Here is a 22,353-nt window from a genome sequence, read left to right as displayed (position 1 = left end):
TCGGGGGATACAGGACGGTTCAGAGGCGTTCGACGATGGTGGCGACGCCCATGCCGCCGCCGACGCAGAGGGTGACGAGCCCGTAGCGCTTGTCCTGGCGCTCCAGCTCGTCGACGATCGTGCCGAGGATCATCGCGCCGGTGGCGCCGAGCGGGTGGCCGAGCGCGATGGCGCCGCCGTTGACGTTGACCTTGTCGAGGGAGAGGCCCATGTCCTTGACGAAGCGCAGGACGACGCCGGCGAAGGCCTCGTTGATCTCGACCAGGTCGATGTCGTCGATGGTCAGACCGGCCTTGGCGAGGGCCTTGCGGGTGGCCGGGGCGGGGCCGGTGAGCATGATGGTGGGCTCGGAGCCGGAGACGGCCGCCGAGACGATCCGGGCGCGCGGGGTGAGACCGTTGCGCTCCCCCGCCTCGCGGGAGCCGATCGCGACGAGCGAGGCGCCGTCGACGATGCCGGAGGAGTTGCCCGCGTGGTGGACGTGGTCGATCTTCTCGATCCAGTGGTACTTCTGCAGCGCGACCGCGTCGAAGCCGCCGAGCTCGCCGATGTCCGCGAAGGAGGGCTTGAGCTTGGCGAGGGTGTCGGCGGTGGTGCCGGGGCGGACGAACTCGTCGTGGTCCAGGACGATCAGGCCGTTGCGGTCGGTGACCGGGACGACGGACTTCGCGAAGCGGCCGTCCTTGATCGCGGCGGCGGCGCGCTCCTGCGAGAGGGCCGCGTACTCGTCGACGTCGCGGCGGGAGAAGCCCTCGATGGTGGCGATCAGGTCGGCGCCGATGCCCTGCGGCACGAAGCCGGTGTCCCAGTTGGTCATCGGGTCGGCGAACCAGGCGCCGCCGTCCGAGGCCATCGGGACGCGGGACATGGACTCCACGCCGCCCGCGAGGACCAGGTCCTCCCAGCCGGAACGGACCTTCGCGGCGGCCAGGTTGACGGCCTCCAGGCCGGAGGCGCAGAACCGGTTCTCCTGTACGCCGGCCACCGTGTCCGGGAGCCCGGCGGCGATGGCGGCGATACGGGCGATGTCGGAGCCCTGGTCGCCGACCGGGCCGACGACGCCGAGCACGATGTCGTCGATGGTGGCGGGGTCCAGGCCGGGGTTGCGCTCGCGCAGCGCGTCGATGAGTCCGACGACCAGGTCGATCGGCTTGGTGCCGTGCAGGGAGCCATTGGCCTTGCCGCGGCCGCGCGGGGTGCGGATCGCGTCGTATACGTAAGCTTCGGTGCTCACTGGTCAAGCCTTTCGGTGTGCTGGAAGGTCCGGGAGGGGCCCTCGGCGGGGCCGCGGGGCGGGACGAGGGGCGGAGCAGGAGAGCGGGGCGAGGGGGCGGGGCGAGGGGCCGGAGCGAGGGGTTCAGCTGAGGAGGGACCGGCCGATGATCTCCTTCATGATCTCGGTCGTGCCGCCGTAGATCGTCTGGATGCGGCCGTCGGTGAAGGCCCGGGCCACCCGGTACTCGGTCATGTACCCGTACCCTCCGTGGAGCTGCAGGCAGCGGTCCGCCACGCGTTTTTGCAGCTCGGTGGCCCACCACTTGGCCATCGAGGCGTGCACGTGGTCCAGTTCGCCGTTCGAGTGGTCGGTGATGCACCGGTCGAGGAAGGTCCGGGTGACGGCGACCTCGGTGGCCATCTCCGCGATCTCGAAGCGGATGTGCTGGAGCTTGGACAGCGGGCGCCCGAAGGCCTCGCGCTCCTTCACGTACTGGGTGGTGATCTCCAGCAGGTGCTCGGCGGCGGCGATCCCGGCCATCGCGATGCCCATCCGCTCCTGCGCGAGATTGGTCATCAGGTGGACGAAGGCGCCGTTGAGTTCGCCGAGCAGGTTCTCCTTGGGGACCCGCACGTCGTGGAAGAACAGCTCGGCGGTGTCCTGCGCCTTCTGGCCGATCTTGTCGAGGTTGCGGCCGCGCTCGAAACCCTCCGCGCCGCGCTCGACGACCAGCAGCGACAGGCCGTGCGCCCCGCCCTCGGGGGTGGTCTTGGCCACCACGATCACCAGGTCGGCGAGGATGCCGTTGGAGATGAAGGTCTTGGAGCCGTTCAGCACCCAGTGGTCGCCGCGGTCCTCGGCGGTGGTCCGGATCCCCTGGAGGTCGGAGCCCGCGCCCGGCTCGGTCATCGCTATGGCGGTGATGGTCTCGCCGGAACAGAAGCCGGGCAGCCAGCGGCGCTTCTGCTCCTCGGTGGCGAGCGAGGTCAGGTACGGCCCGATGATGTCGTTGTGCAGTCCGATGGCCAGGCCGGGGGCACCCGCGCGGGTGAACTCCTCGGCGATCACGGCGGCGTAGCGGAAGTCGCTGTTCCCTCCGCCCCCGTACTCCTCGGGGACGGCGAGCCCGAGCAGTCCCTGGCGGCCGGCGGCCCGCCACGCCTCACGGCTGACGATGCCGTCCTTCTCCCACTGCTCGTAGTGCGGCAGCACCTCCTTGGCGAGGAAGGTGCGGACGGTCTCGCGGAACGCCTCGTGGTCGGCGTCGAAGATGCGGCGTTGCATCGGGGCCCCCTAGAGCCAGCTCTTGACGGTTTCGATCAGACGGGCCGGCTCGGGGCCGACGGGTGTGACGTTGAGCATGGTGACGCCCGCCTCGCGGAAGGCCTCGACGCGCTCGCGCACGTAGCCCTCGGGCCCGCACAGCGTCATCAGCTCGCAGAACTCCTCGGGGACGGCGGCCGCGGCGTCGCGCGTGCGTCCGGCGAGGTAGAGCTCCTGGATCTTCCGGGCCTCCTCCTCGTAGCCGTAGGCGACCGCGAGGTCGTTGTAGAAGTTCTTGCCGACCGCGCCCATGCCGCCGACGTAGAGGGCGATCTGCGGGCGGGCGCGTTCCCGTACGGCGGCCGCGTCCTCCCCGATGGCGAGCAGTCCGCCCGCGACGGTCTGCAGCGGGCCGAGTTCCGGCGACCGCCGGGCCGTCCCCTCCGCGAGCGGGCCGCCCCACACCGCGGCGGCCTTCTCGGGGATGAAGAGCGTGGGCAGCCAGCCGTCCGCGATCTCGGCGGTCAGCGCGACATTGGCCGGGCCGAGCGAGGCGATGTGGACGGGGATCGCGTCGCGCACGGGCCGGGTGAGGATCTTCAGCGGTTTGCCGTGCCGGCCGCCCTTCTCCGGCGGCAGCGGCATGTCCGTGATGCCGTGGTGGTCGATCGTCTCGCGGCGCCAGATGCGCCGGCACAGCTCGACCGTCTCGCGGGTGCGGCCGAGCGGCTTGTCGTACGGCTTCCCGTGCCAGCCCTCGACGACCTGCGGGCCCGAGGCCCCGAGCCCGAGGATCGCCCGGCCGCCCGAGAGGGCGTCCAGTCCGGCGGCCGTCTGCGCGATCAGCCCGGGGGTTCGCGAGTAGACGTTGATGATCGCCGAGCCGATCTTCAGCCGCTCGGTGCGGGCGGCGAGGTAGCCCATGATCGTCGGGGAGTCGAAGCCCCAGGCCTCGGCCACCCACACGGCGTCGAGGCCGGCGGACTCCAGCGCGGCCGCCTCGTCCGCGGCCCGGCGCGGGTCCCCCGCGTAGTCGAGCATCATCGACAGTTCCATCAGGCCTCTTTCGGGAGCAGGGCCGGTACGTCCCAGTCGGCCGCCACCGACTCGGTGTGGGCGCCCGGCAGGGCGGGGCCCGTGGTGACGGCGGCGGGGGTCGCGGAGAACCGCGGGGCGGGTGCGGGCTGGACGATCCCGCCGAAGTCCGTGAAGGTGCCCCGGGCGGCGAGGTGGGGGTGGCCGGGAGCCTCGCGCAGCGACAGCACCGGGGCCACGCAGGCGTCGGTGCCCTCGAAGACCGCCGTCCACTCCTCGCGCGTACGGGTCCGGAAGCGTGCGGCGACGGCCTCGCGCAGCTCGCCCCAGCGGGCGACGTCCTTGCGGGCCGGTGCCCCTTCGGCGATGCCGAGGAGTTCCGTGAAGGTGTCGTAGAACTGCTGCTCCAGCGCTCCGACCGCCATGTACCCGCCGTCGGAGGTCTCGTAGGTGCCGTAGAAGGGGCAGCCGCCGTCGAGGAGGTTGGCGCCGCGGCGGTCCTGCCAGCCGCCCGCCGCCATCATCCCGTGGATCATGGCGGTGAGGTGGGCGGTGCCGTCGACGATGGCCGCGTCGACGACCTGGCCGGTGCCGGTGGCCCGGGCGTGCTGGAGGGCGGCGAGGACGCCGATCACCAGGTAGAGCGAGCCTCCCGCGTAGTCCCCGACCAGGTTGGCCGGGACGGCGGGGGGCTCTCCGGGGGCGCCGATCATGCCGAGGGCCCCGGTGACGGCGATGTAGGCGATGTCGTGGCCCGCGGTGTGCGCGAGCGGGCCCTCCTGGCCCCAGCCGGTCATCCGCCCGTAGACGAGGCGGGGGTTGCGGGCGTGGCACTCGGCCGGGCCCACGCCGAGCCGCTCTGCGACCCCGGGCCGGAAGCCCTCGACGAGGACGTCGGCCCGCTCGACCAGGTCCAGTACGCGGGCGGGCCCGTCGGCGGACTTGAGGTCGACCAGGACGGAGCGCTTGCCGCGGTTGGTGATGTCGTAGGCGGGGTCGACGGCGAGTCCGCCGCCGCCGGGCCGGTCCACCCGTACGACGTCCGCCCCCAGGTCGGCGAGGAGCATGGCGGCGAAGGGTCCCGGGCCGATGCCGGCCAGCTCGACGACGCGCACTCCGGCGAGCGGGCCGCCGGCGCTCGCCGTCCCGGCACCCGTGCCCGCGTCCGGGCCCTTGCCCGCGCCCGTGGCGGCCCCGTTCCCTGTCACTGCCATCGAGCCCCCATCGTCTGCGGTGTGGGTGGTGTGCCTGGTGCGCCTGGCGTGCGGCTGTGTGACACAACTGATGTAACACCGGTGATGCTAGGAACGTGTTCCACCGAGCACAAGCCCCCGGGCCGGGCTCCGGCGGGATCGGCCGGAAGCAGCAGTTCCAGTTCTCCGGGAAGAGCCCGGGATCCGGGGGCGCACCCCCCTGATAGATCGTCCCGTGACTCTGTACTCTGAACGAGCTTTCGAGCTGATCAAGCGTTCAATCAGATAAGTGGGGGATCGGTGCGCCGTCGCCGTCTTGTAATTTCCGCTGCCGCGATCGCGGCAGGCGTTGGTCTCATTCCGGGCGTCGCCCAGGCAGACCCGGCCAAGCCGGACGCACGCGGCACCACCGCGCCGGACCTGGACCTCGGCCTCGGCAAGGAGGCGACGTCCAAGAACAACACGTTCAGCAGCCCCGCGGACCGCACGGTCCGCAAGGCCGCCGCCCCGTCCGCCAAGACCGGTGCGGCCGCGGCGCAGTCCGACGCCTCCGCCAACCCGAACCTCGCGGTCGGCCTGACCGCCTACGGCGTCACGGCGCACGGTGCCGAGGTGGACACCGCCATCACGAGCGCGGACACCGCGCTCAAGGTCACCGTCAGCTGGGGCGACGGCAAGTCGGACGTCTTCGACGCCTTCGGATCCGACAACCGGACCACGGCCCACACCTACGCCGAGGTCGGCTCCTACACGGTGAAGGTCACCGTGACGGACGCCGCGAACAACGTCTCGGCCGTCAACGAGGTCGTCTTCGTCACCGTCGGCGCGGACTTCACCCCGTACGCCCCCACCCGCCTGCTGGACACCCGCAACGGGACCGGCGCGCCGATGGGCATGGTCCAGCCGTACAGCTCGACCCGTGTGAAGGTCGGCGGCAACGGCGGGATCCCTGCCAACGTCACCGCCGTCGTCCTCAACATCACGGTCACCAACACCTCGACCGAAGGCCACATCACCGCCTTCCCCGAGGGCACCGAGCGTCCGACCACGTCGAACGTCAACTACAAGGCCCGCCAGAGCGTTCCGAACCTGGTCATCGTGAAGGTCGGCAAGAACGGCTACGTCGAGATCGCCAACCGCGGCGGCGCCCCGGTCGACCTGATCGCCGACGTCACCGGCTACTTCTCCAAGACCGAGTCCAGCGGTTACACGCCGGTCACCCCGTCCCGCTTCGTCGACACCCGCGAGGGCCTCGGCACCGCGCGGGGCCAGCTCGGCGGCCGCAAGACCTTCTCCACCCAGATCAGCGGCCTGCGCGGCGTGCCGAGCGGCATCAGCGCCGTCGCGCTGAACGTGACGGTCACCAACCCGAAGGAGGCCGGCCACCTGTCGGTCTTCCCGGGCGGCGGCGCCACCCCGACCGCGTCCAACCTGAACTTCACCCCGGGCCAGACGATCGCCAACTCGGTGATCGTCCCCGTCAGCGGGGACGGCAAGATCAGCGTCTTCAACGGCGCCTGGGCGGGCACCGACGTCATCGTCGACGTCGTCGGCTACTACAGCGCCGACAGCAAGGGCGCCTTCCGGCCGTTCACGCCCGAGCGTCTGCTGGACACCCGCGACCCCCAGGACCCGGTCTACGGGAAGCTGTGGGGCCAGAGCTACATCTACATGCCGCTGTCGTACGACGACCCGAGCATCACGGGCTTCGTGCTGAACTCCACGGTCACCAACCCGGAGGGCGACGGGTACCTCACGGTCACCCCGGACCCGAACTCCCTCGACGACTACATCAACGAGACGGAGATGTGGCCGACGCCGCCGAACTCCTCCAACCTGAACTGGACGAAGGGCGCCACCGTCCCGAACCTGGTCCAGGCGAGCACCGGCAGCAACGGCATCATCGACCTCTGGAACCGGGGCTGGGACGACGTCGACCTGATCGTCGACCTCTTCGGGCTGTACCAGCAGGACTGATCCACTGATCCACCGACAGGTGGACCCCACGGCGCCCCGGGCGCGGCCGCACGGCCGTTCCCGGGGCGCCGTCGTCGTGACGGGCCGTCCGGCGTCCCGCCACACCCGGCCGGCGTCCCGCCGCAGCCGTGCGGCACCTGCCGACATCTGGCCGACACCTGCCCGCGCGGACGCCCGATCCGCGCGCTAGCCTCGGCCACCCGCACCACCCCCACACCACCACTCGGAGGAGCTCTCATGAACGCAGGGGTCCCGCAGGACCGACCGGAACGGGCCTACGACGTCGTGCTCTTCGGCGCCACCGGGTTCGTCGGGGCGCTGACCGCCGAGTACCTCGCCGCCCACGCGCCGGCCGGCTGCCGGTGGGCCCTCGCCGGCCGGGACCTCACGAAGCTGGAGCGGCTGCGCGAGCGGCTGGCCGCAATCGATCCCGCGTGCGCCGCAGTGCCGCTGCTGCGGGCCGACGCCCAGGACGCCGCCGTACGCGAACTGGCCGCGTCCACCCGGGTGCTGGCCACGACCGTGGGACCGTACGTCTGGTACGGGGCCGGGCTCGTGGCCGCCTGCGCCGAGGCGGGCACGGACTACGTCGACCTCACCGGCGAGCCGGAGTTCGTGGACCGGATGTACGTGGAGCACGACGCGCGGGCCCGCGAGAGCGGCGCCCGGCTCGTGCACGCCTGCGGCTTCGACTCGATCCCGGCCGACCTCGGCGCGTACTTCACGGTCCGGCAGCTGCCGCAGGGGGTCCCGCTGGCGGTCGACGGGTTCATGCGGTCCAACGCCTTCTTCTCCGGCGGGACCCTGGCCTCCGCGCTGACCGCGCTGGGCCGCGGCCCCCAGACCCTGTCGGCCGCGCAGGCCCGCCGCCTGCACGAGCCGCGGCTGCTGGGGCGCCGGGCGCGCGGCCCGCTGGGCGTGCCGCGGTTCAGCCGCGAAACCGGCACCTGGGCGCTTCCGCTGCCCTCGCTGGACCCTCGGATCGTGACCCGGTCGGCGGCCGCACTGGAGCGCTACGGCCCGGACTTCCGCTACCGGCACTACGCCTCCGTCAAGCACCTGCCCGTCGCACTGGGCGGCACGGCGGCGGTCGGCGCGACGGCGGCCCTGGCACAGGTGCCGCCGGCCCGGCGGTGGCTGATGAACCGCTGGGAGCCCGGCCGGGGTCCGGACGCGGAGCGGCGGGCGCGCAGCTGGTTCACCGTGCGGTTCGTGGGCGAGGGCGGCGGCCGGCGCGTCCTCACCGAGGTGTCGGGCGGCGACCCGGGCTATGGCGAGACCGCGAAGATGCTGGCGGAGTCGGCGCTCTGCCTGGCCCACGACGCCCTGCCGGAGACCGCCGGGCAGGTGACGACCGCCGTCGCGATGGGCGACGCCCTCATCGACCGCCTGCAGAAGGCGGGGATCGTCTTCCGGGTGGCCGACGCCCGCTGACGGGCCGGGTCAGGAGGCCTCCCGCAGCGCCCTGCGGCACAGCGAGTCGGCGTGGCGGGTGGTCTCCGGGATCCGGAAGCGAGGGCTCAGGGCCAGCGCGTGCGCACAGGCGTTGTCGAGCGACACCTTGTGCCCGACGGAGACGTACACCGGCTTGACCGCGTCCTGCGTGCGCAGGGCCCGCCCGACCTCGGCGCCGTCGGCGGCGACCAGCGCGGAGGCCTCGCCCCGCCGGGTGCCCGGCTCCTCGTAGGTGAAGGTGAACGGGTTCTTCGCGACGCCGATGGTGGGGAGCCCGGTGACCACCCCCAGGTGGCACGCGAGGCCGAAGCCGCGCGGGTGGGCGAGGCCGTAGCCGTCGCAGACCACGAGGGCGGGCTCGGCGGTCAGGGCGTCGAGGGCGGCCAGTACGGTCGGCAGCTCGCGGAAGGCGAGCAGCCCCGGCACGTAGGGGAAGCTGACGTGCCCGACGGCGGTGGCCTCCTCGACGACCTCCAGGGTGGCGGCGTCGAGCACCACGGCCGCGGCGGCGACCAGGTCGCGCGCGTCGTCGTAGGCGACGTCCACCCCGGCCACCAGCCCGCGGCCGGGCGGTGGGCCGGGCTCGCCGAGCACGACGCGGTGGCGCAGTTCGTCCTGTATCGCCCGGGCCTCGGCCTCGTCGGCGGGGGTCTTCACACTCGTCATGATGGACCGAGGGTAGCCTGGCGATCATGTTCGTCATGGAGCTCACCTACACCGCGCCCCTCGAAGCCGTCGAGGAGCAGATGGACGCCCACATCGCCTGGCTGGACGGCTACTACGCCGCCGGCGTCTTCCTCGCGTCGGGACGCAAGGTCCCGCGCGAGGGGGGCGTCATCCTCGCCGCGGGGGTGTCCCGGGCCGAGATCGAGAAGATCGCGACCGAGGACCCCTTCGCGGTCGCGGGCGTCTGCGCCTACCGCATCACCGAGTTCCTCGCCACGAAGACCTCGGCGGACCTCGCGACGGTCCGGGAGAACCCGGTCACCTAGACCGGATCCGGCGTCGGCGGGTCAGCGGCGTTCCAGCCGTGCCACCCGGCCCTTCTCCCCCGCCGCCCAACAGCCCGTGTCGGCCGCGCAGTCGACGGTGTCGAAGGATCCGGCGTCCAGCGGGCGCCAGGTGCGGCCCCCGTCCGTGGTCACGTCCGTTCCCGTGGGCCCGACCGCGAGGGCCGTCCCCGCACTGTACGGGTACCAGGCCGCGCCCGAACGGTACGCCGGCGGCGGGGTCTTCGCCTGGCGCCAGGTGCGGCCCCCGTCCGCGGAGACCGCCGCGGCCCGCGGGGAGGCCTCTGCGGTGCGGTAGTCGCCGCCCACGGCGAGGCCCCTCGTCCGGTCCCGGAAGGCGAGCGCGAAGACCCCTCGTGCGGGATCTCCCGCCGGAACGGTGGAGTCGGCCACCCGCCAGGTCCGGCCGCGGTCCGCGGAGTGCAGGACCCGTGCGCTCGCCCCGCCGCCGGTGGCCAGCCAGACATCGCGCGGGCCCGCGCTGACCAGGCACTGGCCGCTCGCGGCGAAGCCCGCCTCGCCCGGCAGGGCGTCGGGCATGCCCGCGCCGGGCAGCACCCGCCAGGTGCGGCCGCCGTCGTCCGTGGACAGGATGCGGAACTTCCCGTCCACCGGATCGCTCATGGCCAGCCCGTGCCGGGCGTCGAAGAAGGTCAGGCAGTCGTAGAAGGCACGCGGGTCAGGGTTGCGGAAGGTCTCGGTCCAGGTGGCGCCCCCGTCCTCGGTGCGCAGCACCCGGGACGCCTCGCCCTCGCCGATGGACAGGGCCACCGCGCGGCGGGCGTCAAAGGCCTCGATGTCGCGCAGTTCGAGCTGCTCCGCGACCGCACCGGGCGGCGAGACGTCCTGCCAGCTGCGGCCGCCGTCGAGCGTGCGCAGCACGGTCCCCCGGGAGCCGGCGACCCAGGCCGTCGTCCGGCTGACCGCGGCGAGTCCCCGGAAGCGGGCGGTCCGGCCGGTGTCCTTGAGCGCCCAGCCGGCCGCGCGCACGTCCTGTCCCAGGCCCTGCCGTTCTCCCGGGCCCTGCCGTTCTCCCGGGCCCTGCTCTTCGGCGTGCGCGGGGCCGGCGAGCACCCCGACCGCAAGAATTGCCGCGCACATGCCAATTCCAGCATCCAGAAGTCTCATGGCGCCGGAAGCTAACGCACCCCCGATCCGCCCGTCCAGAGGGCGTCCCGGCCGCCACGCCTCCGCCTCACCGCCCACTCCCGCACCGGCCCTTCCTGCCGAGCGTTGCTCCTGTGGAGTGAGCGACAACCGGCCCTTCTGGCGAGCCCCCGGGCATCGCTCAGCACGCCGCCCCGCCTTCGCGCACCTCCACCCACCCGGTCACTCTGTGCGATCACACAGACGGGTTCCGGCCAGTCGGTGACACAGCTCACTCAAACGCCCATGCACGGATTTGCCGATTCCGGCGTCTATCGGGTTGCCGGGCCCCACCCCGCCGTCCGGCAGCAGATCCGCCGCAAGGGAGTGAGCCTTGATCACTGTCATCGAGCAGGCCGCGCAGGCCCGTCTGGTCGCCACCGCGCCGAAGGTCGAGACCGTTCCCGTCACCCTCTGTTACGACCGGGCGGATCCGTTCGCCGTGCGCATGGCCTTCCCCGCCCCGGCCACGCTGGAGGGCGTCGAGGTCTCGTGGACGTTCTCGCGCGAACTGCTGGAGTCCGGGCTGGACCGCCCGTCCGGCTGCGGTGACGTGCGGGTGCGGCCGTACGACGGGGACCGGACCACGATCGAGTTCCACGCGGTGGAGGGCGTCGCGATCGTCCTGATGCTGACCGCCGAGCTGCACCGCTTCCTGGAGCGGGCCGCGGCGGTGGTCCCGCCCGGCCTGGAGCACCTCTACCTCGACATGGACCACAGCCTGGCCGAGCTCATGCGCGACAGCTGCTGACCCGCCGTAATTCGTTTGCGGGCGGCCGGGGCCGCCCGTAGCTTCGTTGACGCCCCATTGCCGTCGAACGGAGCAGGACGTTGCTCTTCTGAGGTCCGAGACACCGACCAGCGCGACCACCGCGACCACCCGCGACACCGCGACCACCGCGGTCGGCGCGACCGTGAAGAACCCCCGTGATCCTCGACATCACGGCCACGGTCCCCGCCCCCGCCACCACCCCTGTCGCGATCGCGTCCGCGATCCGAGCGTCGGCTGTCTCCCCGCGTTGCACGCACCACTCACGCAACCTGGAGGCCTCCATGAGCCACGCCCCTGCATTCATCACCTGTTCCGCCCTGTCCTTCGACTGGCCCGACGGCACCCCCGTGTTCGACGGGTTCCAGCTGGCCGTCGGCCCCGGACGCACCGGCCTGATCGGCCTCAACGGGAGCGGCAAGTCCACCCTGTTGAAGCTGATCGCCGGTGAACTGACCCCGTCCGACGGTCAGTCCTCCGTCGCCGGCTCGGTCGGCCACCTCCCCCAGACGGTCACCCTCGACACCGCGCTGCGCGTGGACGAGGCGCTCGGCATCCACACCGCCCGCGCCGCGCTCCACGCCATTGAGGCGGGCGAGGCCACGGAGGCGAACTTCGCCGCCGTCGGCGACGACTGGGACGTGGAGGAGCGGGCCCTGGCCACGCTCGACCAGCTCGGGCTCGCCCGGATCGGCCTGGACCGCACCGTCGGCGAGCTCTCGGGCGGCGAATCCGTCCTGCTGCGCCTGGCCGCCCTGCTGCTGGAGCGTCCCGACGTCCTGCTGCTGGACGAGCCGACCAACAACCTGGACCTGCGCGCCCGGAGCCGCCTGTACGCGGCCGTCGAGTCCTGGTCCGGGGTGATGCTCCTGGTCAGCCATGACCGCGAGCTGCTGGAGCGGGTCGACCAGATCGCCGACCTGCGCGACGGCGAAGTCCGCTGGTACGGCGGGAACTTCACCGACTACGAGGAGATGCTCGCCGCCGAACAGGACGCGGCCGAGCGCATGGTCCGGGTCGCCGAGGCCGACGTGCAGCGGCAGAAGCGCGAACTGGCCGACGCCCAGGTCAAACTGGCCCGGCGCAAGCGGTACGGCCAGAAGATGTACGAGAACAAGCGCGAGCCGAAGATCGTGATGGGCGCGCGCAAGCGCGCGGCACAGGAATCGGCCGGCAAGCACCGGATCATGCACACCGAGAAGCTGGCCCAGGCGAAGGAGCGGCTGGACCAGGCGGTGGAGGCGGTCCGCGACGACGCCGAGATCCGCATCGAACTGCCCGCCACACTGGTCCCGCCCGGGCGGCGCGTCCTGACCCTCGGCGATCTGCACCTGCCGCACGGGGCCCGCGTACGGGGCGAGTGGGAGGTGCGGGGCCCGGAGCGGATCGCGCTGGTGGGCCGCAACGGCTCGGGCAAGACCACGCTGCTGCGCACGATCGCGGGGCAGCTCGCACCGGAGTCCGGGACGGCCGAGACCCATGTGACCACGCGGTTCCTGCCGCAACGGCTCGACGTGCTGGACGAGGACCGCTCGGTCGTGGAGAACGTGGCGCGGTTCGCCCCGCAGGCCACCAACAACGTGATCCGTGCCCGGCTCGCGCACTTCCTCTTCCGGGGCGGGCGCGCGGACCGGCCGGCCGGCACCCTGTCGGGGGGCGAACGGTTCCGGGCGGCGCTGGCGGCACTGCTGCTGGCGGAGCCGGCCCCGCAGCTGCTCATGCTGGACGAGCCGACGAACAACCTCGACCTGTCGAGCGTGCGGCAGCTGACCGACGCGCTGGAGTCGTACCGGGGCGCTCTCGTCGTGGCGAGCCACGACGTGCCGTTCCTGGAGTCGATCGGGGTCACGCGCTGGCTGATGCTGGACGGCGAACTGCGGCCGACCACGGCCGAGGAGGTCCGGGAGGCACTGTGGCACGGCTGACGGGGCGACCGTGTCACCGGCTGCCGGGTGACACGGTGACCGGGTGCCACGGTGACCGGGTGACCGGGTGACCGGGTGTGGCGTTCGCGGGTTCCCTTCCCGCACGAGGTGAGTCATACGGGGCGCGACGGTCGCCCCGTGTGAGACTTACGCTACAGGTCGTAGCGGAACTCGGTGCAGCGGGAAGGGGAACCGTGCCACCCAGGAGCACACCCACCGCCCGGCAGCGGCGCCTCGGCTCGGAGCTGCGCAGACTCCGCGAGGAGTCGGGCACCTCGGTCCAGCGGGCCGCGGTGCTGCTCGGGGTCGACCGCACCCGGATCCCGAACATCGAGTCGGGCCGGATCGGCATCAGCGCCGAACGCGTCCGCACCCTCGCCGGCCACTACGGCTGCCCGGACCCCGAGCTCGTGGACCTGCTCGCGGCGATGGCGCGGGAGCGGGAGAAGGGCTGGTGGGAGCCGCACCGGAGGCCGGGGCTGCCACCCGGGCTGCTCGACATCTGCGAGCTGGAGCACCACGCGGCGGGGCTGCACACCGCGGTGACCACGCACATACCCGGACTGCTCCAGACCGAGGCGCACGCGCGGGCCGTCTTCGGCGCCGCCGACCCGCCGCTGCCGGCGTCTGAGCTGCATGCCCGGCTGGCGCTGCGGATGGGCCGCCAGCAGGTGTTCGCGCGGGAGCGGCCGCCGCTGTACGAGGCACTGGTGCACGAGGCGGCGCTGCGGATGCGGTTCGGCGGGCCCGGCGTGGTCAGGCAGCAGCTGGAGCACGTACTCGGGCAGTCGGAGCGGGAACGCACGACGGTGCGGGTCATCCCGTTCAGCGCGGGCGGCCTCCCGGGGTCCGGGCAGTCCTTCACGTACGCCGCGGCGGCGCTGAGCCGGCTGGACACCGTGCAGCTGGACAGCGCGCACGGATCGGTGCTGGTCGGCTCGGACCCGGAGCTGACGCGCTACCGGGGACTGCTGGGGCGGCTGCGGTCCCTGGCGCTGCCGGCGGACGCCTCCCGCGATTTCATCCACTCCGTCGTGCGGGACCTGTGACGGGACCCGGGTGCGCATCCGCATCCGGCGAGCCAGACCGAGGAGACCAGAGAGCGAGCATGACAACTTTCGAGTTCGAGGCGGAGGTGGCTGCGGCCGCGGCCGCCCGTACGGACATCGCCTGGTCGGAGCCGTTCTGCAGCGAGGGCGCCAACTGCTTCCGCTTCGGCCGCGACGCGGCGGGGCGGGCGTACATCGGAACGACGGGGTCCGATGCGCACGTGTCCGACTCCGTCGAGGCCCTCCGCGCGCTGGTGTCGGCCGTCAAGGCGGGGGCGGCCGACCACCTCCTGGCGTGATTCCGCCCTGTCGCTTCCCCTCACGGACCCCCTTAAACTGCATATATAACCGGACGTAACTGGACATAGAGACACTGGGGGCTTGGCTGGCCTTGATGTCGCGCTTAACCTACGACTCCGTAGGCTACGGAACCGTAGGTAATTCGCTTTGCACCCAGGAGTACCCGTGACGATCACCTCTCCCCACCTCGGCAGCTCGGAGGCGTGGACCGACGCCAAGCTGCTGTACGCGCTGGAAGAGGTGGTCGAGAAGGAACTCAACCGCCACCTGAAGGTGACCAAGGACTGGATGCCCCACGAGTACGTCCCGTGGAGCGAGGGCCGGAACTTCCCGGGCTTCTTCGAGGACGGCGAAGCCTGGGACCCGCAGCAGTCCAAGGTCACCGACATCGGCAAGATCGCGCTGGTCGTGAACCTGCTGACCGAGGACAACCTCCCCAGCTACCACCACGAGATCGCGACGCTCTTCGGCCGCAACGGCGCGTGGGGCACCTGGGTGCACCGCTGGACGGCCGAGGAGGGCCGCCACGGCATCGTGATGCGCGACTACCTGCTGGCCTCGCGCGCCGTCGACCCGGACAAGCTGGAAGCGTTCCGCATGCAGCACATGTCGGAGGGCTTCGAGTCCGACAACCGGCACTCCATGCTGCACTCGGTCGCGTACGTGGCCTTCCAGGAACTCGCCACGCGCATCTCGCACCGCAACACCGGCCACCAGTCCGGTGACCCGGTCTGCGACCGCATGCTGGCGCGCATCGCGCAGGACGAGAACCTGCACATGATCTTCTACCGCAACCTGCTGGGCGCGGCCTTCGAGATCGCCCCGGACCTGACCATGCAGGCGGTGCGGGACGTCGTCGTCAACTTCCGGATGCCCGGACACGGCATGCCCGGCTTCGAGCGCATGGCCGCGCAGATGGCCATCGGCGGCGTCTACAACCTGCGGATCCACCACGACGACGTGCTGGCGCCGGTCCTGCGCTTCCTCAAGGTCATGGACATCGCGGACCTCGGTCCGGAGGGCCAGAAGGCCCAGGACGAGCTCGGCCTGTTCATGGACGGTCTGAACACCGAGGCCACCAAGTTCGACGAGAAGCTGGCCGCCCGCGCCGCGCGTCTCGCCGCCCGCAAGGGCTGACCGATTTCCGCCCGCTCGGGCGAGTGACGCCGATTGCCCTGGCAGAGCCGCGCTCTGCCAGGGTTTCGCGTCATGACGTCACTGCAGGTGGACATCGACCAGTTGACCCGCTTGACCCGCGCCCTGGACTCCTCGCTGAGCTCCCTGCGGGAGGCCCGGCGGGCACTGGACCACGTACGGCCCGACCAGCTGGGCACGGCGGACCTCGATGCGGCGTGCGACGGCTTCCAGGAGCGGTGGGCCCACGGCACCCGGGAGCTGGCCAAGCGGGTCAAGGCCGTACGGGAGGGCGTGGACCGCAGCGCGGCGGAGTACGCCGAGCTGGAGCAGGCCGTCCGTGCGGCCTTCCTCCGGGCGGCGGCCGCCCATGGCTGAGCACGCGGCGCTGGGCTTCGACCCGGCCCCGGGCAACCCCGGCGCGGTCCTCGCCCTGACGAAGAAGCTCGGCGCGTCGGCGAAGTCGCTGGACGAGGCCGCCCGCGTGGTGACGGACCTGGTCTCGCACAGCTCGTCCTGGCAGGGCGAGGCGGCGACCGCCTTCCGTGCCTCCCTCTCCCGGGACCTCCCCCGCTACCTGGCCTCGGCCCACACCTCCCTGGCGGAGGCCGCCCGCCGGCTCACGGGCTGGCACGACACCCTGGTCGCGCACCGCGAACTGGCCGCGCGGTACGAGGCCCGCGCCGCGGCGGCCAAGACGGAGGAGGCCCTCGCCGACACCCGCCGCCTGGCCCGCGAACTCGCCGCCGAACACGCGGCGGCGGCCCGCCGCGTGGCCGCCACGCTGAACGCCGCGACGGACAAACTGGCCCCGAAGGAACCGGGCCTCCTGGCCTCGATCTGGCACAAGATCACCGAAGACCCGGCGGACGCCCTCTCCAACGCCTCGGCGATCCTGGGCGCGATCGGCGCCGGCGTAGCCCTCTTCTTCCCCCCGGCTGGCCTCGCCGTGATGCTGGTTGCGGGAGGCCTGAGCCTGGCGGCGCTGACCATGCATGCGTCCGACCCGAAATTTCGGAAGTCCCTCACCGACGGTTTCACCAAGGGCCAGTTCGACGCGGACTTCTGGAAGAGCAGCGTGACGCTTCTCGGGGACACCGTCGGAGCAGTGCCGGGAGTGGCGGCTGTCGCTTCCGGCGCCAAGGCGGGCACTGCAGCCGCCCGTGCGGCGATGGCCGCAGCGCCCGAGGCCAGTGCGCTGACGGGTCTGGGGGCTGGGGCGACGACCTTCCGTAGTACGACGTGGTCGACGGGCCTCGCCATTCAGGAAGTTGAAAGCCCGCTGGCCACCTGGGCACTGCGTGATACGACGAACGCCACTGCGAGGAACTCTGTGAATATGGCAGCGCCCGCTGCAGGGTTCACGACGGCCGTGCTCGACTATGGCCCTGACAGCGAGACCGTCGAACATGCGTCGACCGCAACGGACGGCATCCGAGGCGTCGTGGACGACACTCCCTCTGCCATTGCGAAGTCCAAGCTCGCCTGGTCGGTGGTCAGGCCATGACACCCGACGCCGCGCCGCCGGCTGTGTGGTTCCGGCTCCCACCCGGATTCCATGATGTCTCACCAAACGATCGAGCAGCCCTGGACGAGATGGTCTGCGCACTGGGCAACCCCGACTCTCAACGAGCAATCGGGCAGCTCATGGACGACCTGGAGGAACTCACCGGTCATCATGTCGTGCACACTGCGCTCGGACTGCACCCGGACGATCCGACCGGGGTGTGTACGTCCTTCTTCTCATTGACGATCCGATCCGCCGGGCGGGGCGATTTCAACCCCAGCCTGGCCCGTACGGCACTCGCCGTCGCCAATTCCTCGTTGTGGACCGCCTCGGTGCGGAAACTGATGGACCTGCCCTCCGCGCTCCCCTGTTACTTGACCGCGGGAACCATCGCCCTCCCGATCACGGGTCAGCAGCTGTTTCAAGCCAAAGTGGTCACGGGGCATGCGGATGGGCAGCACGCCCTGGTCCTCGACCTGACGAGCGCGGCAGTCCATCAAGCGGACGCGTACACCGACATCATTGAGGCGATCACCCACACCATCAGCTTCTCCGATCCCAACCCGGGTCCTGCCGTCATGCCGCAGGCCTCACGGATCCTGGAGGTGCTCCTGTGAAGCTCATGAGTGCCAAAGCTGCATGGGATCACCCCGCAACAGCAAGCGGGTACAAGCGGCTGACGACCCGCAGGGCTCTCTGGTTCGGCGCTATCGGCGTGCCCTTCCTCATCGCGCTGGCGTGCCTTCTACTCGGAACCCTGCGCCAGGCGACGGCCGTCTTCCTCATGATCATGATCATCGGGGTCACCTTCCTTCCGTGGGTGGGCATCGCCTACTTCAGACGGCACCGTGTCAAGGCCGTACTACGGGCTTACCCCTGGTGCGAGTGGCCGTGCCGGTATCCCCGCTATGTGACCGGGAGCCCGGCGACGATCGCCATTCCGTTTCGGGAGGACTTCACAGCCACGCTGCGGATCCTTCCGTTCCCCATTGCGCTCGCGCAGTTGGAGAACGACCACCCGGACCGGATCTGGTTCGCGGGCGACCCCCGTTTCGGTGGGGTCGTGTCGCCCGTCGGGGGGCATTACCCCGTGCGGGTCGTGCCCCACACGCCGCGGCGCGAGGAGTGTGGTGGCGAGGGGTTCGACCTCGCGCGGCGGGTGGGGTTGGTCCGTGCCAGCGGGAAGGCCACGCGGACCTGAGTCAGCGGCGGCGCAGCGCGAGGCGTTCCGACTCCGACAGGCCGCCCCAGACTCCGAAGCGCTCGTCATTGGCCAGGGCGTACTCCAGGCATGCCGCCCGCCCCTCGCACGCCCCGCACAACCGCTTCGCATCGCGCAATGAGGAGCCCGGCTCCGGGAAGAAGAAGCCCGGGCCGGTCTGGGCGCACAGGGCGAGTTCGTACCAGGCGGAGGTGTCGGTGGTTGCGGTAGAGGTGTTCGTAGACATGCCGCCGATACTGGTCAGCGCGGATGGACGTCCGCTATACGCCTGATCAACATGCCGTATGCAGCCCTTCCGGAGCATCGCATCCCGCACTGACAACGGCCCCCCGCGGCGGGTGGGTCAGTCCTTGTGTTTGGCGCGGCTGGGCTGGACTCGTTTGGGTTCGCCCGGCATCTTCGGGTAGTCCGGGGGGTACGGCATGTCGCCCAGGCCGTGTTCGTGTTCGTCGCGCGCTGCGAGTTCCAGGACGGCGTCCAGGGTGAAGGCGTGGTCCTCCATGTCCGCGTGCACATCGCCCAGTTCCGCGAAGCGGGCCGGCATCGTGACGATGTCGAAGTCCCGCGGCTCCGCGTCGTCCACCTCGTCCCAGCGCAGCGGCGCCGAGACCGGGGCGTGCGGGCGGGGGCGGACCGAGTAGGCGGAGGCGATCGTGCGGTCCCGCGCCGTCTGGTTGTAGTCGACGAAGATCCGCTCGCCGCGTTCCTCCTTCCACCAGGCCGTCGTGACCTTGCCCGGCATGCGGCGCTCCAGTTCCCGGCCGAGGGCGATCGCGCAGCGGCGCACCTCGGTGAAGGTCCAGCGCGGCTCGATCGGGACGAAGACGTGCAGGCCCCGGCCGCCGGAGGTCTTGGGCCAGCCGCGCAGGCCCAGTTCCTCCAGGAGGGCGCGCAGTTGGTGGGCGGCGGCCACCGCGTGGTGGTAGTCGGTGCCCGGCTGGGGGTCGAGGTCGATGCGCAGTTCGTCGGGCCGGTCGGTGTCCGCACGGCGTACGGGCCAGGGGTGGAAGGTGAGGCAGCCCAGGTTGGCCGCCCACAGCACGGCGGCGGGTTCGGTCGGGCAGATCTCGTCGGCCGTGCGCCCGCTCGGGAAGGCGATGTGGGCGGTCGGGATCCAGTCGGGGAGGTTCTTCGGGGCCCGCTTCTGGAAGAAGGACTCGCCCTCCACCCCGTCGGGATAGCGCTCCAGGGTCGTCGGCCGGTCGCGGAGAGCGCGGAGGATGCCGTCCGCGACCGCCAGGTAGTACTCGGCCACGTGCCGCTTGGTGAGCCCGCGCTCCGGGAAGTAGACCTTGTCCGGGTTGGACAGCCGGACCGTCCGCCCGGCCGCCTCCAGCTCGATCGCATTGCCAGCAGCACCCATGTGCGCCACCGTAGGCGGGCCGGACCGTCGGCGCATACCGGGCGGGTCCGGACGTACCACCGCAGAATCGAGGGCATGGATCTGCCAGTGATGCCTCCGGTCAAGCCCATGCTCGCCAAGTCGGTGGCGAAGATCCCGCCCGGCATGCAGTACGAGGCCAAGTGGGACGGCTTCCGGGCGGTCGTGCACCGCGACGGCGACGAGGTCGAGGTGGGCAGCCGCACGGGCAAGTCCTTGACCAGGTACTTTCCCGAGCTGGTGGAGGCCCTGAGGGCGAATCTGCCCGCCCGCTGCGTCGTGGACGGCGAGATCGTGATCGTCCACGACGGACGTCTGGACTTCGACCGGCTGACCGAGCGGATCCACCCCGCGCAGTCCCGTGTCGCCCTTCTGGCCGAGACGACCCCGGCCAGCTTCATCGCCTTCGATCTGCTCGCCCTCGGCGACAAGGCCCTCCTCGACGCCCCGCTCACCGACCGCCGTTCCGCCCTGGTCGACTCCCTCTCCACCGCACGGCCCCCCGTCCACCTCGCGCCCGCGACCACCGACCCCGCGCTCGCGCAGGAGTGGTTCGAGCGGTTCGAGGGCGCCGGGCTCGACGGGGTGATCGCCAAACCGCTCGATCTCCCCTACCGGCCCGATGCCCGCCTCATGTACAAGATCAAGCACGAACGTACCGCCGATGTCGTCGTCGCCGGTTTCCGTTTCCACAAGAGCGGTCCGATTGTCGGATCGCTCCTGCTCGGCCTGCACGACGACCGGGGCACGCTCCAGCACGTGGGCGTCTGCGCCGCCTTCCCCATGAAGCGCCGGGCCGAGATGGTGGAGGAGCTCGAACCCCTGCGGATGCCCGACCCGACCGGACACCCCTGGGCCGCCTGGGCCGAGGAGTCCGCGCACGAGAGCGCCCGGCTCCCCGGCGCGCAGAGCCGCTGGACGGGCAAGAAGGACCTCTCGTGGGTGCCGCTGCGCCCGGAGCGCGTCATCGAGGTCGCGTACGACCACATGGAGGGGGACCGCTTCCGGCACACCGCGCAGTTCCGGCGCTGGCGGACCGACCGGACGCCCGAGAGCTGCACGTACGCCCAGTTGGAGGAGGTCGTGGGCTACGACCTCGCCGAGGTGCTCGGACAGGGCGGCTGAGGCCCGCGGGCGGCGGGGGACGGCTGAGGCCGGGCGCCGGGTAGCGGGTGCCGGGCGCCGGCCCCCGGCACGGCGGGTCAGCCCGCCGTGAGCTTCTCCCACTCCTCCCGGTCCGGCCCCACCTCGTTCGGCGCGTAGTCGGGCCGCGCGGCCAGCCAGCGGGCCACCCGGGCCCGGATCTCCGGATCCGCGTACGCCCGCTCCGGGGGCTCCGCCAGGTGCCGGACCCGTGCCCGCGCCCGCATCACCTCGGGGTCCTCCAGCGCGCAGTCGAACAGCGCGGCCACCTCGCGCGCCGTTCCCGTACGCCCCGCCCGCGTCGCGAAGCGCTCGCCGATGGCGGCGTCGGCGACCACCTGGAAGTCGAACCACGGCTTCAGGGTCCGCACCGCCCACGCGTGGTGGTCCACGGCGAACCGGTCCGACCCCGGGTCCCGGTGCGCTGTACGGGCCACCCTGCGGGCCGCCCACAGCGCGAGGGAGGTGCCCTGCCCGAGGGTCGGGTTGGTGTGCGTGATCGAGTCGCCGACCGGCACCAGCCCGGTCACCACCGGACCGCGCTCGTCGACGAGCGCACTCCAGCGGTTGTCCAGGCTCGCCGTGGCCAGTACGCCCGAGAGCGGCTCGGCGCCCAGCGCCAGCCAGGCCGCGCCGGGCGGGAAGGAACGGGCCGCCCGCTCGAAGACGGCGGGGTCGCGCAGCGCCGAGCGCGTGGTGTCGGCGGTGTGGACGAACAGCGTCACGGCGAAGACCCTGTTGTCGGCCGGGAAGACCGCGCACCCGGCGAAGGCTCCACCCGTCACCGCCCAGGGCCGCCGCGGCCCCTCGTCCAACCCCTCGGGCAGCCGGTACCAGCGGCAGAAGTAGGCGAGCCCCGTGCGGTGCCGTTCCACGACGGGCGGCCTGCAGCCCACCGCGCCGAGCCTGCGCTCGATGCCGCCGCGGCGGCCGCCCGCGTCCACGACGAGGTCCCCCTGGTAGCTCCCCGCCCCCGTGGTCACTCCGGTCACGCGGATCCCGTCGCCCGCGTCGCCCGCGTCGCCCGCGTCGCCCGCGTCGCCCGCACCAGGGGCGTCCTCGGCCAGGTCACCCCCGGCCCGGGACGCGGTGGTGAGTCCCGTGACCGGCTCACCGTGGCGGACGACCACCCCGGGCTCCCCGCGCAGCGCCGTGGCCAGCGCGCTCTCCAGCACGATGCGCCGCGCCTGGAGCATGACGAGGTCCTCGTCACCGGGCCGTGCCGGCGGCCGTGCCTCGAACCAGTCCAGCTCGTGGCGCTCGCGGGCGCCGAGCCGGAGCATCTCGGCGTACACGTCGGGCAGATCGTCCCGCAGGACGTTGCGGGCGGCGCCCAGCAGCGCGTGCGGCTGGGCCGCCTGCGGTACGGTCGGCCGCCGCCAGCCGAAGAAGTCACGGTCGAGCGCGGTACCGGGGGCGCGCGCATCGCGCTCGAACAGCTCTGCCGTGTGTCCGCGCCGCGCCGCGAGCAGGGCGGTGGCGAGCCCGCCGACACCGCCGCCGATGACCAGTACATGTGCCATGGAACGTCCCCCCGAACCGTTGGACCGTACGACGATCACACCGCCCAGAGCCTGCGCGTACGGGGGCGGGCCGAAACCCGCACACCTGTCCGGCGCGCCGCTGCC

General features: G+C 72.1%; 22 protein-coding genes. 13 read left to right on the top strand and 9 right to left on the bottom strand.

Annotation, left to right across the window (positions count from 1 at the left end):
• Positions 1–19: 19 nt before the first annotated feature.
• From AB0O53_RS13070 to AB0O53_RS13055, 4 genes are all read right to left on the bottom strand, one after another.
• Entirely contained in the window at positions 20–1,234 is a 1,215-nt protein-coding gene (locus tag AB0O53_RS13070) for an acetyl-CoA C-acetyltransferase (RefSeq protein ID WP_365195152.1), read from the bottom strand.
• Positions 1,235–1,357: 123 nt separating this feature from the next.
• The gene (locus tag AB0O53_RS13065; protein ID WP_350992090.1) at positions 1,358–2,500 is read right to left on the bottom strand and encodes an acyl-CoA dehydrogenase family protein; all 1,143 of its coding nucleotides are present in this window, start codon (positions 2,498–2,500) and stop codon (positions 1,358–1,360) included.
• Between the two features lie 9 nt (positions 2,501–2,509).
• Complete coding sequence (locus AB0O53_RS13060) at positions 2,510–3,535, bottom strand: LLM class F420-dependent oxidoreductase (RefSeq protein ID WP_350992092.1); 1,026 nt, start codon at positions 3,533–3,535, stop codon at positions 2,510–2,512.
• Positions 3,535–4,728 (bottom strand): CaiB/BaiF CoA transferase family protein, encoded by a 1,194-nt coding sequence (locus AB0O53_RS13055; protein WP_365195148.1) that lies wholly within the window; start codon positions 4,726–4,728, stop codon positions 3,535–3,537. Before AB0O53_RS13055 ends, AB0O53_RS13060 begins: the two co-directional genes overlap by 1 nt.
• Positions 4,729–5,007: 279 nt before the next feature.
• Between AB0O53_RS13055 and AB0O53_RS13050 the strand changes: the two genes are divergently transcribed.
• Positions 5,008–6,684, top strand: a complete 1,677-nt coding sequence (locus tag AB0O53_RS13050) for a PKD domain-containing protein (protein ID WP_365195145.1) — start codon at positions 5,008–5,010, stop codon at positions 6,682–6,684.
• Positions 6,685–6,921: 237 nt separating this feature from the next.
• Positions 6,922–8,118 (top strand): saccharopine dehydrogenase family protein, encoded by a 1,197-nt coding sequence (locus tag AB0O53_RS13045; RefSeq protein ID WP_365195143.1) that lies wholly within the window; start codon positions 6,922–6,924, stop codon positions 8,116–8,118.
• 9 nt (positions 8,119–8,127) lie between these two features.
• Here the strand turns inward: AB0O53_RS13045 and AB0O53_RS13040 are convergent, their stop codons facing one another.
• Positions 8,128–8,805: an endonuclease V gene (locus AB0O53_RS13040; protein WP_365195140.1), complete on the bottom strand. Its 678-nt coding sequence runs from the start codon at positions 8,803–8,805 to the stop codon at positions 8,128–8,130.
• 26 nt (positions 8,806–8,831) lie between these two features.
• Here AB0O53_RS13040 and AB0O53_RS13035 point away from each other — a divergent pair, with 26 nt between their 5' ends.
• A complete protein-coding gene (locus AB0O53_RS13035; protein ID WP_365195138.1) occupies positions 8,832–9,131 on the top strand; it encodes a YciI family protein in 300 nt (99 codons plus the stop codon).
• Positions 9,132–9,152: 21 nt separating this feature from the next.
• Here AB0O53_RS13035 and AB0O53_RS13030 read toward each other — a convergent pair whose 3' ends face one another.
• Entirely contained in the window at positions 9,153–10,250 is a 1,098-nt protein-coding gene (locus AB0O53_RS13030) for a WD40/YVTN/BNR-like repeat-containing protein (protein ID WP_403137089.1), read from the bottom strand.
• A 379-nt stretch (positions 10,251–10,629) separates the two neighbouring features.
• On the opposite strand from AB0O53_RS13030, the gene ssgD reads away from it, so the two are divergent.
• The 9 genes from ssgD (at position 10,630) to AB0O53_RS12985 (ending at position 18,180) form a co-directional block, all read left to right on the top strand.
• Positions 10,630–11,046: a spore wall synthesis regulator SsgD gene (ssgD, locus tag AB0O53_RS13025; protein ID WP_350992105.1), complete on the top strand. Its 417-nt coding sequence runs from the start codon at positions 10,630–10,632 to the stop codon at positions 11,044–11,046.
• 302 nt (positions 11,047–11,348) lie between these two features.
• Entirely contained in the window at positions 11,349–12,989 is a 1,641-nt protein-coding gene (locus AB0O53_RS13020; RefSeq protein ID WP_365195134.1) for an ABC-F family ATP-binding cassette domain-containing protein, read from the top strand.
• A 194-nt stretch (positions 12,990–13,183) separates the two neighbouring features.
• A complete protein-coding gene (locus AB0O53_RS13015) occupies positions 13,184–14,038 on the top strand; it encodes a helix-turn-helix domain-containing protein (RefSeq protein WP_350992109.1) in 855 nt (284 codons plus the stop codon).
• 59 nt (positions 14,039–14,097) lie between these two features.
• Complete coding sequence (locus AB0O53_RS13010) at positions 14,098–14,337, top strand: hypothetical protein (RefSeq protein WP_350992111.1); 240 nt, start codon at positions 14,098–14,100, stop codon at positions 14,335–14,337.
• A gap of 166 nt (positions 14,338–14,503) precedes the next feature.
• Positions 14,504–15,475 (top strand): acyl-ACP desaturase, encoded by a 972-nt coding sequence (locus AB0O53_RS13005; protein WP_350992113.1) that lies wholly within the window; start codon positions 14,504–14,506, stop codon positions 15,473–15,475.
• A 72-nt stretch (positions 15,476–15,547) separates the two neighbouring features.
• Complete coding sequence (locus tag AB0O53_RS13000; protein WP_365195130.1) at positions 15,548–15,850, top strand: DUF6317 family protein; 303 nt, start codon at positions 15,548–15,550, stop codon at positions 15,848–15,850.
• Positions 15,843–16,979, top strand: a complete 1,137-nt coding sequence (locus AB0O53_RS12995) for a hypothetical protein (protein WP_365195127.1) — start codon at positions 15,843–15,845, stop codon at positions 16,977–16,979. The genes AB0O53_RS13000 and AB0O53_RS12995 overlap by 8 nt, the downstream gene beginning before the upstream one ends.
• Positions 16,976–17,596 carry a hypothetical protein gene (locus AB0O53_RS12990; protein ID WP_365195124.1) on the top strand — a complete coding sequence of 207 codons (621 nt, stop codon included), beginning with the start codon at positions 16,976–16,978 and terminating at the stop codon, positions 17,594–17,596. The genes AB0O53_RS12995 and AB0O53_RS12990 overlap by 4 nt, the downstream gene beginning before the upstream one ends.
• Positions 17,593–18,180, top strand: a complete 588-nt coding sequence (locus AB0O53_RS12985; RefSeq protein WP_365195121.1) for a hypothetical protein — start codon at positions 17,593–17,595, stop codon at positions 18,178–18,180. Before AB0O53_RS12990 ends, AB0O53_RS12985 begins: the two co-directional genes overlap by 4 nt.
• 1 nt (position 18,181) lies before the next feature.
• Here the strand turns inward: AB0O53_RS12985 and AB0O53_RS12980 are convergent, their stop codons facing one another.
• Positions 18,182–18,427 (bottom strand): WhiB family transcriptional regulator, encoded by a 246-nt coding sequence (locus AB0O53_RS12980; RefSeq protein WP_350992123.1) that lies wholly within the window; start codon positions 18,425–18,427, stop codon positions 18,182–18,184.
• A gap of 117 nt (positions 18,428–18,544) precedes the next feature.
• Entirely contained in the window at positions 18,545–19,564 is a 1,020-nt protein-coding gene (gene ligD, locus AB0O53_RS12975; protein ID WP_350992125.1) for a non-homologous end-joining DNA ligase, read from the bottom strand.
• 75 nt (positions 19,565–19,639) lie between these two features.
• Here ligD and AB0O53_RS12970 point away from each other — a divergent pair, with 75 nt between their 5' ends.
• Positions 19,640–20,707 (top strand): ATP-dependent DNA ligase, encoded by a 1,068-nt coding sequence (locus AB0O53_RS12970; RefSeq protein WP_365195117.1) that lies wholly within the window; start codon positions 19,640–19,642, stop codon positions 20,705–20,707.
• A 77-nt stretch (positions 20,708–20,784) separates the two neighbouring features.
• Here AB0O53_RS12970 and AB0O53_RS12965 read toward each other — a convergent pair whose 3' ends face one another.
• Complete coding sequence (locus tag AB0O53_RS12965; protein WP_365195114.1) at positions 20,785–22,248, bottom strand: NAD(P)-binding protein; 1,464 nt, start codon at positions 22,246–22,248, stop codon at positions 20,785–20,787.
• Positions 22,249–22,353: the final 105 nt, after the last annotated feature.

The sequence above is a fragment of the Streptomyces erythrochromogenes genome, assembly GCF_040684695.1.
GTDB classification, from domain to species: Bacteria; Actinomycetota; Actinomycetes; order Streptomycetales; family Streptomycetaceae; genus Streptomyces; species Streptomyces erythrochromogenes_C.
This window is presented reverse-complemented; position numbering and strand designations above follow the sequence as displayed.